Below are 14136 nucleotides of genomic sequence, written 5' to 3'. Positions count from 1 at the left end.
CGTTACACCTTCAGAGACGCCCTTGGGCGCGCGCGATTAACAGCAATTGCTTGAAGCGTTATCAGTGCACGTCTTTCCAGTACTCACGCTTGAGCAAGTAAGCGAATACGAAGAAGAACGCCAGGTACAGCAATACATAGGTACCAATGCGCTGATGTTGCAGCTTAACCGGGTTAGCCGAGTAAGCCAGGAAGGTTACCAGATTCTTGACCTTCTCATCGAACTGCTCTTCGGTCAAAGATCCACTCTTCGGCACGATGGTCAACTGATCGCACGCTTCATGAGTCAGCGCCGTACCGGTCAACGGATCATATTGCTTCTTGCCGTCTTCGACGATCTGAACCTGTTTGCAACCGATGACCTGACGACCTTGCAGGCCGACCAGGACGTTAGGCATGCCGACGTTCGGGAAGACCTTGTTGTTCACACCCCAAGGGCGCGACGGATCTTCATAGAACGACTTCAGGTAACCGTAGAGCCAGTCGGTACCGCGAACGCGAGCCACCAGGGTCAGGTCCGGCGGCGCCGCTCCGAACCAGGTCTTGGCGTCAGCCGGTTGCATGCCGATGTTCATGTGGTCGCCGATCTTGGCGCCGGTGAATACCAGCTTCTCAAGCATCAGTTCGTGAGGAATGCCCAGGTCATCGGCAACACGCTCGTAGCGCTGAAACTTGGCGCTATGGCAGCCCATGCAATAGTTGGCGAATGTACGCGCACCATCCTGCATGGCAGCTTTGTCGGACACGTCGATGTCGATTTTTTCCAGTTCCGGGCCACCTTGTCCAGCAGCGAACGCGAACACTGGCAGCGCAGCAAGCATCAATACCGCAAATAGCTTTTTCATCAGCCAGTCACCCTTTCCGGAACCGGTTTGGTCTTCTCGAGCCTGGTGTAGAACGGCATCAGAATGAAGTAGGCGAAGTACAGGAAGGTACATACCTGCGACAGCAACGTTCGGCCTGGCGTCGGGGCCAGAACACCCAGAATGCCGAGGATCACGAACGAGATGCAGAACACCACCAGCCAGATTTTGCTCATCCAGCCTTTGTAGCGCATCGACTTGACCGGACTGCGGTCCAGCCACGGCAGGACGAACAGCACCGCAATGGCCGCCCCCATGGCGATAACACCAAGGAGCTTGTCCGGGACCGCCCGCAGAATCGCGTAGTAAGGCGTGAAGTACCAGACCGGAGCGATGTGTTCAGGTGTCTTGAACGGGTTGGCCGGCTCGAAGTTCGGCTTCTCGAGGAAGTAACCACCCATTTCCGGGAAGAAGAACACGATAAAGCAGAAGATGAACAGGAACACCACCACACCGACGATATCTTTCACGGTGTAGTACGGGTGGAAGGCAATGCCGTCCAGCGGGATGCCGTTTTCGTCTTTGTGCTTCTTGATGTCCACGCCGTCCGGGTTGTTCGAACCTACTTCGTGCAACGCCAGAATGTGCAGCACCACCAGCCCCAGAATCACGATCGGCAAGGCCACCACATGCAGGGCAAAGAAGCGGTTCAGGGTGATACCGGAAATCAGGTAGTCACCACGGATCCACTGGGTCAGGTCGTTACCGATGACCGGGATCGCACCGAACAGCGAGATGATCACCTGGGCACCCCAGTAGGACATCTGGCCCCACGGCAGCAGATAACCCATGAAGGCTTCAGCCATCAGCGCCAGGTAGATCAGCATGCCGAAGACCCACACCAGCTCGCGTGGCTTCTGGTAGGAACCGTAGAGCAAGCCACGGAACATGTGCAGATAGACCACGATGAAGAACGCCGAAGCGCCGGTGGAGTGCAGCAGACGCAGGATCGAGCCGTACTCGACGTCGCGCATGATGTATTCGACGGAAGCAAACGCTTCTTCCGCCGACGGGGTGTAGCTCATGGTCAGCCAGACACCGGTGACGATCTGGTTGACCAGAACGAGCAGCGCCAGGGAGCCAAAGAAATAGAAGAAGTTGAAGTTCTTCGGGGCGTAGTACTTGCTGAGATGGTCTTCCCACATTTTGGTCGCGGGAAAGCGCGCATCAACCCAATCCATGAACTTGCTCATCACGCTTTCTCCGTATCGACGCCAATGACAATGACGTCATCGGTCTCATAGGAATGCGGGGGAACTGGCAGGTTCAAAGGCGCAGGTTGCGACTTGTAGACGCGGCCAGCCAGGTCGTAATGGGAGCCGTGGCAAGGGCAGAAATAACCACCCACCCAGTCCTTGCCCAGGTCAGCAGGAGCCACTTCGGGACGGAATGTCGGCGAGCAACCCAAGTGCGTGCAGATACCGATCAGCAGCAGAACCTCAGGTTTGATCGAACGGGTTTCCGGATCGACATAGGTCGGTTGTGTCGAGTTCTTGGAGGTCGGGTCAGACAGCTGGCCCTCGATCTTTTTCAGATTCCCCAGGATTTCCTCAGTACGGCGGACGATGAATACCGGCTGGCCGCGCCACTCAGCAATCATCTGCTGGCCTGGCTCGATTTTGCTGACATTCACTTTCACCGGTGCACCTGCGGCTTTCGCCTTGGCACTGGGAAACCATGACCCCACGAACGGGACCGCAGCCCCCACCGCTCCTGCAGCACCCACCACGGATGTGGCTGCTACCAAGAAGCGACGCCGGCCTGCATTCACGCCGTCATTGCTCATTCAGTCCTCTCCCATCAGCTTTGTGGCCTGTTAAATCAGGCATCTACTAAGTAAAACTCTGTACTTATAAAAATTTTGCCGAATGGTAATGAAAAGCCCCAATTCTGACAAGGTAATTACCCTGGGGCACCACTGCCAAGCCTTGTAGTATAGGGCCTCTACGGATGTGGCAAGTTGTCACAGCGCAATTCTTTGATAAATCGCAGACACAAAAAAACGCCCAGCTCCGTGAGGAAACTGGGCGTTCTTTTTTGAACGTGGAAACGAATTAACGCTTCGAGTACTGCGGACGCTTACGCGCTTTACGCAGACCAACTTTCTTACGTTCAACTTCACGTGCATCGCGGGTTACGAAGCCGGCTTTACGCAGAGCGCTGCGCAGAGTTTCGTCGTAGTCCATCAGAGCGCGGGTGATGCCGTGGCGGATTGCGCCAGCTTGACCACTTACACCACCGCCGATCACGGTGACGTAGATGTCGAACTTCTCGACAGTCTCAGTCAATTCCAGCGGCTGGCGAACTACCATGCGGGCAGTTTCGCGGCCGAAGAAATTATCCAGCGAACGGTTGTTGATGGAGATGTTACCAGTACCCGGACGCAGGAAAACGCGTGCGGTTGCGGTCTTGCGACGGCCAGTGCCGTAATTTTGAGTCGCCGACATAATGAACTATTCCGTTAAATCTTCAGTTCTTGGGGCTGCTGAGCAGTATGAGGGTGTGCAGCGCCCGCATAGACTTTCAGCTTACGGTACATGTCGCGACCCAGCGGGTTCTTAGGCAGCATGCCTTTGACCGCGGTCTCGATCACGCGCTCAGGGGCCTTGGCGATCAGCTTTTCAAAGTTGATCGACTTGATGCCGCCCGGGAAACCGGAGTGGGAGTAGTACATTTTGTCAGTGGTTTTAGCACCGGTAACACGGATCTGCTCGGCGTTGATAACGACGATGTAGTCGCCGGTGTCAACGTGAGGAGTGTACTCAGGCTTGTGCTTGCCACGCAGACGGCTCGCGATTTCGGTGGCCAGACGACCCAGGGTCTGACCAGCAGCGTCGACGACAAACCAGTCGCGCTTTACTGTTTCCGGTTTAGCAGTAAAAGTTTTCATTCTTTATAGCCTCAGGGGCCGCCCTGTAAATTAGACGGCGGATCTTACTGAATAGTGCGTACTTTGACAAGTCAAAGGCAGCCGGATACAGACGCTTTCGGGGGCTCGGGTCGGCGCGTCCGTTCAACGGCAAGATTCTTCGGCGGCGGCGCATCACTTCCACTGCAGAAAGAGGTGCGCAATTATGCAGATTGCGAAAAATAATTCAACCTGCTTTTATGATTGTTTTGCCCAAGGAGCACCCGATGGACTATCGCCAGCTAGGCCGGACCAATCTGAACGTGAGTGCAATCTGCCTCGGCACCATGACCTGGGGTGAGCAAAACAGCGAAGCTGAAGCCTTCGCCCAGATTGAGCGAGCCAAGGGCGCCGGGATCAATTTCATCGACACCGCCGAGATGTACCCGGTGCCGCCCAAGGCCGAAACCTACGCCAGCACCGAACGCTACATCGGCAATTACTTCAAAAGCCGCGGCGATCGCGCCGACTGGATCCTCGCCAGCAAGATCGCCGGCCCCGGCAACACCATCGACTACATCCGCGACAAAAACCTGCGGCACAATCGACAGCACATCACCGAGGCCGTGGATGCCAGCCTCAAGCGCTTGCAGACCGATTACATCGACCTGTATCAATTGCACTGGCCGGAGCGCAGTACCAATTTCTTCGGGCAACTGGGCTATAAGCACAAGATCGAAGCCAATCTGACGCCGCTGGAGGATACCCTCGAAGCGCTCGACGAACAGGTCAAGGCCGGCAAGATCCGCCACATCGGCCTGTCCAATGAAACCCCGTGGGGCACCATGCGCTTCCTCGCCCTGGCCGAAGCCCGTGGCTGGCCACGCGCGGTGTCGATCCAGAATCCCTACAACCTGCTCAACCGCAGTTTCGAGGTCGGTCTTGCGGAAGTGGCTATTCGCGAACAGTGCGGCTTGCTGGCCTATTCGCCGCTGGCGTTCGGTTTCCTGTCAGGCAAGTACGAAGGTGGCGCCCGCCCGCCAAAAGGCCGCCTGAGCCTCTACAGCCGCTTCAGCCGCTATTTCAACCCGCAGTCGGAAGCAGCTTGCAGCCGTTATGTTGCACTGGCGCGTGAACATGGCCTGGACCCGGCACAAATGGCGCTGGCATTCGTGACGCAACAACCCTTCGTGAGCAGCAACATCATCGGGGCGACGACGCTTGAGCAGCTGGACAGCAACATTGCCAGTTTTGATCTGAAACTGTCGGATGAAGTACTGGAAGGGATCGAGGCGATTCACAAGGATCAGCCGAATCCTGCTCCTTGATTGATTCATGGATCCATTCGCGAGCAGGCTCGCTCCCACAGGAACTCATCTGACTTGCTCGCGAACACGATCTAACAGTTACTGCAGATCACAGCGACCGCGCAATAATCTCCTTCATGATTTCATTGGTCCCGGCATAAATCCGCTGCACCCGCGCATCCGCCCACGCCCGGGCGATCGGGTATTCCCACATGAACCCGTAGCCGCCGTGCAACTGCACACATTCATCGAGTACCTTGCATTGCAGGTCAGTACCCCAGTACTTGGCCATCGCCGCCGTGGGCACGTCGAGCTTGCCTTGCAGGTGCAGTTCCAGGCAGCGATCGACAAAGACCCGACCGATCTGAATTTCGGTCGCCATCTCCGCCAATTTGAAACGGGTGTTCTGGAAATCGGCAATGGCCTTGCCGAATGCCTTGCGTTCGCGGGTGTAGTCCAGCGTCCATTGCAACGCCGCTTCGGCTGAAGCCAGGCCACCGATGGCCACGGTGAGGCGCTCCTGAGGCAATTCCTGCATCAGGTAGGCGAACCCCATCCCGGCCTGGCCCAGCAAGTTCTCCTTGGGCACCCGCACGTCCTGAAAGAACAGCTCCGACGTGTCCTGGGCCTTCATGCCGACCTTTTCCAGGCGCTTGCCCTTGTCGAAGCCCGGCGTATCGGCTTCCACCAGAAACAGACTGGTACCCTTCGCGCCCGCCTTCGGATCGGTCTTGGCCACGACAATCACCAGGTCAGCGAGGTAGCCGTTGGTGATGAAGGTTTTCGAGCCGTTGATCACATATTCGTCGCCATCCAGCACCGCTGTGGTCTTCACGCCTTGCAGATCGGAACCGGCACCCGGTTCGGTCATCGCGATGGCAGTGACCATCTCCCCGGAAACCAGTTTCGGCAGGTATTTGTGTTTCAGCGTTTCACTGCCGTAATGCAGGATGTACGGCGCAACGATGTCCGAATGCAGGGAGAAACCGATGCCGGTGAGCCCCAGGCGTCCCACTTCTTCGATCACCACAGCGCTGTAGAGAAAGTCCGCCCCCAGTCCGCCGTATTCTTCCGGCAGATGCGAGCACAACATCCCCGCCTCTCCTGCCTTGTTCCAGAGTTTGCGGTCGATATAGCCTTGTTTTTCCCATTGCCCATGGAACGGCACGGCCTCCTTTTCGAGGAACGTTCGCACGCTGTCGCGAAAAAGTTCGTGCTCGGAGCTGAACAAGGTTCTGGGGATCATGCGGCACCTGTCGTTATTTTTAGAAGAGATTGACCTTCAGAGACTAAGCCCCGCGTCCGATACAGGACACTGGACACATCCGACAAAAAATAAGACGATCCAGCCGTCTGGTGACCACTTTCCCCTATAAGAATAAAGTTGAATTATGTCTAACCAAGCCTCCACGCCCCTGCGGCGCGTCAGCATCCTGGCCATCGACCGGGTTTTCGCTTCCACCCTCATGCAAGCCAAGGATTTCTTCCACCTCGCCAGCCTGCGCTATGGCAAACAACTGGGCCACGGCCTGGTCCCGGCCTTCGAAACCCGACTGGTCAGCCCCGACGGCAAACCGGTGAACAGTTTCAGCGATGTGATCATGCCGGTGGACGGCGGGCTGGAAAATGCTGACATCATCGTCATTCCCGCGTTCTGGGACGACTTCGAAACCCTGTGCCAACGCTACCCGCAAGTACTGCCCTGGCTGCGCCAGCAACATGCCCGCGGCGCGGTACTGTGTGGCGAGGCCACCGGGGTGTTCTGGCTGGCCGAGGCCGGCCTGCTCGACGGCAAGGAAGCGACCACCTACTGGCGCTTCTTCAATGCCTTCGCCGAACGCTTTCCACGGGTTTACCTCAATCAGGACAAACACCTGACCGACGCCGATAACCTGTACTGCGCGGGCGGCACCACCTCGGCATGCGATCTGTACATCTACCTGATCGAGCGTTTCTGCGGCGCCAATGTGTCCCAGGCCGTGGCCCGGGATATTCTCTATGAAGTGCAGCGCAGCTACTCACCAGGACGTATCGGCTTCGGCGGCCAGAAACTGCACCAGGACGTGATCATCCTGCAGATCCAGCACTGGCTCGAAGAACACTTCGCCGACAAGTTCCGCTTCGAAGACGTCGCCCGGGAACACGGCATGAGCATCCGCAACTTCATGCGCCGCTTCCAGACCGCCACCGGCGACAAACCGCTGCACTACCTGCAACGCCTGCGCATCGAAACCGCCAAGGGCCTGCTGTCCGGCAGCCGCAAAAGCATCAAGACCATCAGCTATGAAGTAGGTTATGACGATGCGAGTTTCTTTGCCCGGCTGTTCCGCCAACATACTGAACTGTCGCCCAACCAGTATCGGCAGCAGTTTCAGCAAGCGGCGTAGCACTTTAAGTAAACACAACTCCCACTGAGGTTGTGGTGAGCCAAACAGAGCGTACAAAAAAGGCCTGCAATGCAGGCCTTCTTATTTCAGGTTTCTTTTTCCTACGTAATAAATCGAATTCAGTGTGCTGTAGAACCGAAATTTGCTCATATTCGCACATCGCCCAAAACTCCAAGCTGTTTCCCTGCAAATACCATCAGTTAATCAGGGAAGATCAACAGTGACTATCGGATCAAGCTACAACTACCCTTCATATGTATCCCGCGATGGCGCTCGAACGAAGCGCTCGACTGCAAACAAATGGGCAGCACGTTTCCCGAATCCACCAGACTTGTGCTTTGACTATCGAATGCTGGTCGAACAGGAAAATGGCATTGCAAGGGCAACTGACCCACAGCACAGTATCTGCATCATCGGCGCCGGGGTGACAGGACTGACTGCCGCTAGAGAACTTTATCGTTGCGGCTTCACCAATATCACCCTAATCGAACAATCCAGACGTATAGGCGGCAGGCACCTGACCGTTCCTGGCAGTCGAAACTCCACAGCGGCTCATACACCGTTTGAAATGGGCGCCATGCGGATGCCCTTCTTCAACCGGGCTGACGAGGCACCGACAGAAGGCCGTTCGCTGATGGCGTACTACGCCAAAACGTTTGACTTGGTGTTATCCGACTTTGCCAACCCAGGAAGCCAATGGGTCAGCTCGACAGGCATCTATCTTCGCGAAGGCAGTGTGGGCGGTGGATCGGCACCGCAAATGTTGATCTGGAAAAACCAGGATGGCTTGACCCCTCCTCCCGGCGAAGAACTTCAAAAGGTCTACGCCAAGTGGAAAGCCTTTGCCGATCGTATGACCCGGCACGTCGCCGAGGTTTACGCCAGCCCCGAATGGGAGGCGATGTGGGCCGCAATCGTCGACAAGTATCAGAGTGTTTCATTTCGAGATCTGGTCAGTATGCCGGCCTTGCAAGCTTGGGACAGAGGGTCGCCCGGTGATTTTGGCGGTATGGGCATGTCCGCCGAGGAGTCGGCTATTTTCTACGCGATAGGCATTGGTGATGGCAGTTGGGGAGCCTTTTATGATGTCTGTTCCCTTTATCCCTTGCGTACGGCCATTTTTGGATTCAGCAGCCAACTGCAACTGATACATGGTCGGGTGGACCCGAAGGGCGACCCGCTGGACTCTCCCCACTTGAACAGCGAAGCCGTTTTTGACTCGATGGGGCTGAGTTTCGACAGACCTCGCTACGTTGGGCTCGCTGCTTTGGATGAATGCCTGATGTTCATGGACATCGACCAAACCGGCAAGTCCGTCTATGAAAACAGCCGCGAAAGGAACAACGGGCTACTCACCGACTCATCAGTTACCAAACTTAAGAAACTGAGTAACCAAAAAATACGGGTGTACTTCAATTGGAAACACAGCCAACCCGAACAAACCCAAGAGCGCTTCGATGACTTTGATTCGGTCATCGTAACGCTCCCTTCCTGGCTGATCGAAACTCGGATCAAGCTCGAAAACTTCAATCAGGAGATGCTGCCTTTCGAGACAATCAATGCTTACAAAACGGCGCACTGGGAAACCAGCTGCAAGGTCTTCGCGCCGTTAAAAAAATCATTTCTTTCGAAAAACACCAAAATCCCGCAAGTCATTGTCACCGACAGCTTTATCCATGACGTTTACACCTACCGTTACAATGATAACTACAGCTATGACTGCATCCTTCTAAGTTACACATGGGAAGACGATGCCACCAAACTCGCCACTTTCACCGATAAAGAACTGGTAAGCAGATGCGCTAAAGAGCTGGATCGCATCCTCATGAACGCAACCAATATCCAGGAAAGAATTTCCCCCTATATAGGTATTGATCAAGCTGTAGTCCAACGATGGATAACCGATAAAAATGCCTTGGGTTGTGCAAAATTATACCGACCTGGCACCTACTACGATGCCGTCGGCCTGATGAAGTACAACCGGGACTATGCGCATATATCAGGTCTGTATTTGTCCGGTGAATCATTTTCCGTCGATGCCGGCTGGACGGAGCCGTGTTTTCGCGGAGCCATTGATGCGGTCATTCATATCTGTAACAAAACCGCTGCGACCTTCAATGGCGGGTTTTCCATGAGTGATTACCCGCACTACCAACTCAAAACCTGACTGCCCACCCATTTCAGAGCCATGGACATTATCCATGGCTCCTCCTTCCGTGCCTGCTACACAGTGCAGCCGATCATCTCGCTCATCCATCTTGGGAAATGGACTACGAGCTAAAAGGAAGTAGCTGACTTTCGCCAGATTCCTGATTCCCCTCTTATGACGACGTCATTAAACAGCGTGCAACACAATAAGAAGAGGTCGTTAGAATGAGCGAGCCAACAAGCCCAGTTCGTGTAGCAGTTGTGCAATTCGATCCACAAGTCGGCATCGAAAAATGTCAAGGTAACCTGCGTCGCAGCCTGGAATTGGCACTTGAAGCGGTAAACGGCGGTGCGAATCTCATCGTTCTGCCCGAGCTCTCCAATACCGGCTATTTCTTCAGCAATCGGCAGGACGCTTTCGCCCATGCAGAGCCTGTTCCCGACGGGCCAAGCGTGCAGGCCTGGAGCGAATTCGCCCGCAAGCACAACGTCTACCTCGTAGCCGGCCTGGTGGAGCGCGACGGCATGCGGCTCTTCAACACCGGCGTTCTGCTGGGTCCCGACGGTTTCATCGGCAAATACCGTAAAGCCCACCTGTGGAACCTGGAAAAGCTCTGTTTCACACCGGGCGATTTGGGCTTCCCGGTTTTTGAAACCCCCATTGGCCGCATCGGGCTGTTGATCTGCTGGGACATCTGGTTCCCGGAGGTCCCGCGAATCCTCAGCCAGCAAGGCGCGGACATCATTTGCAGCCTGAACAACTGGGTCTGGACACCGCCGCCGTTATTCGATGATGCCGGTAAGTGCATGGCTTCGTATTTGACGATGACTGCCGCTCATGTCAACAACGTGTTTATCGCCGCCGCCAGCCGGATCGGCGAGGAGCGCGGCGCGCGCTACCTGGGTTGCTCGTTGATAGCCGGGACCAATGGCTGGCCCATGGGTGCCGTGGCTTCGGCAGACAAGCAGGAAATCCTGTTTGCCGATATCGACCTGACCAGCTCCCGCAGCGCGCCCATCTGGAACAATCTGAACGACCTGCATCGCGATCGCCGAGCCGATCTTTACGATCAGATGCTTGGCTATACCCAGCATTCCTGCCTCCCGCGCTGATTGAGGGAGCAGAACTTATGGAAATCACATCCGACAAAGCACAGCCAGTCCGCAGAACACCATTTGATACAGCAGTCGTCTTGCTGATGGTCGGCGCGACGTTGTTGATTATTTGGCTTTCATTCACTAACCGTTCCTTATGGTCCGCTCATTGGCCGAGTTACAGCGACATGGTGTCGGGGCTACCCGAGCCAAGTGCATGGTTGCGCTGGGTTCTGGGCGACATCAGTGAAGTGGCTTTCTACAAACACGAGTTCGCCTCGATCGGTCTTTTGGCAGGGGCCTATTTGGCTTATTGGGCAAACAGAACAGCAAAATCCTGGCAAGGGTTTGCCATTTCCTATGGGACTGGATTGTGGCCGTGGCTGATCACCAGTTCGTTGCTCGGGCTGCTGCTGAGTAACTTGATGTGGGGCTGGACGGTGACGGCTGATAGCTGGCAACCCACGTTTGCCGCGTTCGTCTCCCTGCCTGCGGCGATGGTGCTGATGTTTGGCGGTGGCTGGAAGGTCACCATCAACGGCGCAATCATGGGGGCTGTATTCGTCACTCCGATGTGTTTGCTGATCGTCAACTACGTGTGTAACCCATTGGCCTTGCCAGCAGTGATCGGCAATGTGCTGGGCATGGCGGTTGCCAGCGTCGTGGCGTTTCTGCTCTGCCGCTACTGTCCGAGCCTGGTGAGGTCCGGGCAATCCGAGACGCCCCCCGCCCCCACGCCCGCCCCTGTTATCAAGGTCCCCGACTATGGCGTCGTCTGGGCCATGCGTCGGGTTTTGGCGGACTTCTCCGAAGCACCGTTCTTTGGCAACGAGCTGGCCAGTTTGGGCTTGTTAGTGGGTGCATTGCTGGCGTACAGCTTGAATCCCCTGAGCCCGGCGTACGGGTCGGACCTGCTGCTGCATATCATCGGTGCACAGGCATTGACATCAGCCATCGGTGTGCTGATCTGGCGTCGACAATGGATGATCTGCGGCTGGTACCCCACCTACATCCCCTTGGTATCAGTGGTGCCCGCTGCGATCCTGGCCTATGGGGGCAGTTGGCAGATCATCATTTCCAGCGCGCTGCTGGGAGCATTGCTCGCACCACCTCTGGCGAGTGCGATTGCCAAAAGATTACCGGTCGACATGCACGCCTACATCGCCAATGTCCTGTCGATGGCAATCAGCACGTTACTCATCGTCCCTCTGATCGGGTACCTGATAGCGAACTGACGCACTCCGCCATTTGGCTGCATCGCGACCTGAAACCTGATGCAGCCTCTTTTCATCCAAACAAGTGAGGTATGACATGGACCTGCCCAAACTGGCCATCGCAGCGCTCGGCGGCACGGTCAGCATGCAAGCAAGGCATGCCGGTGAAGGTGTAATCCCGACCGTCAGCGGTGAAGCCCTGCTGGCCTCCATACCGGAACTGACGACGCTGGCCCAAGTGACCGTAGAAACCCTCGGCATGCTGCCCAGTGCTTCTCTGGATTTCGAATTCTTGCTGAGAGTGCTGTCCTGGGCGAAGTTTCAGGTCGAGCACGGCGCTGGCGGTATCGTGGTCATTCAAGGGACCGACACACTCGAAGAAGCCGCAGTGTTCTTTGATTACTTGTGGCCCCATGACATCCCCTTGATACTGACGGGTGCCATGCGTTCGGCAGCACAGCCGGGGGCCGACGGCCCGGCGAATCTGCTGGATGCCTGCCGCGTCGCCCTGGCGGAGAGCAGCAGACAACGTGGTGTTCAGGTGGTGATGAACGGACAGATTCATCAAGCCTGTAGCGTACGTAAAGTGGACTCACTGGCGTTGCAGGCGTTTTCCTCTCCGATCGTCGGACCCGCAGGCCTGCTGCTGGAAAACCACGTTCGCTACCTGCACCCACCGCGACCACGCACGGTTTTACCCTGGCCGCAACAGACCACACAGAAGGTTGCGATGCTTGAGACATCACTTTCAGCCGACACCCTGCTACTGGAGAATGTCCTGACACTTGGTTACGACGGGCTGGTGATTGGTGGTTTCGGCGCCGGCCATGTCTCGCAGAGTTGGGCGACGGTGATTGAGCATCTCTGCGAAAGCATCCCTGTGATCATTGCGACCCGAACCGGTTCCGGCTCCACCGCACTCGCCTCTTACGGCTTTAGCGGTGGTGAGATGGATTTAATCCGCAAGGGCGCGTGGATGGCGGGCTTTCTTTGTCCGCGCAAGGCAAGGATTCTGCTGTGGTTGCTTCTTGGCTGCCAACGACTAGATGAGTTGGCGCGGTATCTTGGCAGTGGCATCGATCCTCAACACTGACACAAAGCCCTCTGGGAGCGGTGATGTCATAAAAAAGGCCTGCTATGCAGGCCTTTTCATTTACCGAACTTTGTTACGGCTTGTGCGCCCGAGACAGGAATTCGTGGGACTGCATTTCCAGCAGACGACTGAGCGTGCGCTGGAACTCGAAGTTCAGGCGTCCACCGGTGTAGAGATCCTTGAGTTCGACTTCAGCAGAAATGATCAGTTTCACGTTACGGTCGTAGAACTCGTCGACCATGTTGATGAAGCGTCGGGCGATGTCGTCGGTGGTGACGCTCATCTGCTCGACACCGCTGAGCAGCACGGCGTGGAAGATCTTACCCAGTTCGATGTAGTCGTTCTGGCTGCGCGGGCCGTCGCAGAGCTCGCGGAACTCGAACCAGGCCACGTCATCGCAAGTGCGCAAGGCACGGATTTCGCGGTTCTCGATCATCAGCACATCGTTTTCGATCGCTGCCGTGCATTCCGGGGTCAGCGCGCGGAAGCTTTTGCGCAGGCTTTCGTGGGATGCTTCGTCGAGCGGGAAATGGAACAGCTCGGCTTGTTCGAGGTGACGCAGGCGATAATCGACGCCGCTGTCGACGTTGACGATCTCGGTGTTCTGCTTGATCAGCGCAATGGCGGGCAGGAAGCGCGCGCGTTGCAGGCCGTCCTTGTACAGGCCGTCCGGCACGATGTTCGAAGTGGCGACCAGGGTTACACCGTTCTTGAACAACTCTTCCATCAGCGTGCCGAGGATCATGGCGTCGGTGATATCGGAGACGAAGAACTCATCGAAGCAGATCACCCGTGCTTCGGTGGCGAAGCGCTTGGCGATGATGGTCAGCGGGTTTTTCTCGCCGCCCAGGGTCTTCATTTCTTCGTGCACGCGCTTCATGAAGCGGTGGAAGTGAGTACGGGACTTGTCCTTGAACGGCAGCGCTTCGAAGAAGGTGTCGACCAGGTATGTCTTGCCGCGACCTACGCCGCCCCAGAAGTACAGGCCCTTGACCGGCGCCTGATCCTTCTTGCCAAACAGTTTGCCCAGCAGGCCCGGTTTGTTCTGCTCGGCCGCGACCAGGTCGTCGTACAGGCGCTGCAAATGACGCACAGCCGTTTCCTGCGCGGCGTCATGGAAGAATTCCGGGCGTTTCAGATCAGCTTGATATCGTTCTAGGGGCGTCATAATTCGTTAGCAAG

13 protein-coding genes are annotated in these 14136 nt (G+C 56.3%); 6 read left to right on the top strand and 7 right to left on the bottom strand.

Going from position 1 to position 14136, the window contains the following annotated elements; genetic code table 11:
• Positions 1 to 61 precede the first annotated feature (61 nt).
• From FFS64_RS00510 to rplM, 5 genes are all read right to left on the bottom strand, one after another.
• Positions 62 to 844, bottom strand: coding sequence for a cytochrome c1 (locus tag FFS64_RS00510; protein ID WP_137803787.1), 783 nt, complete (start codon positions 842 to 844; stop codon positions 62 to 64).
• Positions 844 to 2055, bottom strand: coding sequence for a cytochrome bc complex cytochrome b subunit (locus tag FFS64_RS00505; RefSeq protein WP_095192982.1), 1212 nt, complete (start codon positions 2053 to 2055; stop codon positions 844 to 846). The genes FFS64_RS00510 and FFS64_RS00505 overlap by 1 nt, the downstream gene beginning before the upstream one ends.
• Positions 2055 to 2648 carry a ubiquinol-cytochrome c reductase iron-sulfur subunit gene (gene petA / locus FFS64_RS00500; RefSeq protein WP_038981621.1) on the bottom strand — a complete coding sequence of 198 codons (594 nt, stop codon included), beginning with the start codon at positions 2646 to 2648 and terminating at the stop codon, positions 2055 to 2057. Before petA ends, FFS64_RS00505 begins: the two co-directional genes overlap by 1 nt.
• Before the next feature lie 268 nt (positions 2649 to 2916).
• Complete coding sequence (rpsI, locus tag FFS64_RS00495) at positions 2917 to 3309, bottom strand: 30S ribosomal protein S9 (RefSeq protein ID WP_003228056.1); 393 nt, start codon at positions 3307 to 3309, stop codon at positions 2917 to 2919.
• A gap of 14 nt (positions 3310 to 3323) precedes the next feature.
• Positions 3324 to 3752 (bottom strand): 50S ribosomal protein L13, encoded by a 429-nt coding sequence (gene rplM / locus FFS64_RS00490; protein WP_003228062.1) that lies wholly within the window; start codon positions 3750 to 3752, stop codon positions 3324 to 3326.
• A gap of 245 nt (positions 3753 to 3997) precedes the next feature.
• Here rplM and FFS64_RS00485 point away from each other — a divergent pair, with 245 nt between their 5' ends.
• Positions 3998 to 5038, top strand: a complete 1041-nt coding sequence (locus FFS64_RS00485) for an NADP(H)-dependent aldo-keto reductase (protein WP_137803786.1) — start codon at positions 3998 to 4000, stop codon at positions 5036 to 5038.
• 88 nt (positions 5039 to 5126) lie between these two features.
• On the opposite strand, the gene FFS64_RS00480 is transcribed toward FFS64_RS00485, so the two are convergent.
• Positions 5127 to 6263 carry an acyl-CoA dehydrogenase family protein gene (locus FFS64_RS00480; RefSeq protein ID WP_095192979.1) on the bottom strand — a complete coding sequence of 379 codons (1137 nt, stop codon included), beginning with the start codon at positions 6261 to 6263 and terminating at the stop codon, positions 5127 to 5129.
• Positions 6264 to 6483: 220 nt separating this feature from the next.
• Here FFS64_RS00480 and FFS64_RS00475 point away from each other — a divergent pair, with 220 nt between their 5' ends.
• From FFS64_RS00475 to FFS64_RS00455, 5 genes are all read left to right on the top strand, one after another.
• Positions 6484 to 7404: a GlxA family transcriptional regulator gene (locus FFS64_RS00475; RefSeq protein WP_171017042.1), complete on the top strand. Its 921-nt coding sequence runs from the start codon at positions 6484 to 6486 to the stop codon at positions 7402 to 7404.
• 220 nt (positions 7405 to 7624) lie between these two features.
• Positions 7625 to 9571, top strand: coding sequence for an FAD-dependent oxidoreductase (locus FFS64_RS00470; RefSeq protein ID WP_137803784.1), 1947 nt, complete (start codon positions 7625 to 7627; stop codon positions 9569 to 9571).
• Positions 9572 to 9777: 206 nt separating this feature from the next.
• Positions 9778 to 10665: a nitrilase family protein gene (locus FFS64_RS00465; RefSeq protein WP_137803783.1), complete on the top strand. Its 888-nt coding sequence runs from the start codon at positions 9778 to 9780 to the stop codon at positions 10663 to 10665.
• Between the two features lie 17 nt (positions 10666 to 10682).
• Positions 10683 to 11882 (top strand): threonine/serine exporter family protein, encoded by a 1200-nt coding sequence (locus FFS64_RS00460; protein WP_137803782.1) that lies wholly within the window; start codon positions 10683 to 10685, stop codon positions 11880 to 11882.
• 76 nt (positions 11883 to 11958) lie between these two features.
• Positions 11959 to 12954 (top strand): asparaginase, encoded by a 996-nt coding sequence (locus tag FFS64_RS00455; RefSeq protein WP_137803781.1) that lies wholly within the window; start codon positions 11959 to 11961, stop codon positions 12952 to 12954.
• A gap of 73 nt (positions 12955 to 13027) precedes the next feature.
• Here the strand turns inward: FFS64_RS00455 and zapE are convergent, their stop codons facing one another.
• Positions 13028 to 14122, bottom strand: coding sequence for a cell division protein ZapE (gene zapE / locus FFS64_RS00450; RefSeq protein WP_137803780.1), 1095 nt, complete (start codon positions 14120 to 14122; stop codon positions 13028 to 13030).
• Positions 14123 to 14136: the final 14 nt, after the last annotated feature.

This window comes from Pseudomonas sp. G(2018), assembly GCF_005502415.1.
Classification (GTDB): domain Bacteria; phylum Pseudomonadota; class Gammaproteobacteria; order Pseudomonadales; family Pseudomonadaceae; genus Aquipseudomonas.
This window is presented reverse-complemented; position numbering and strand designations above follow the sequence as displayed.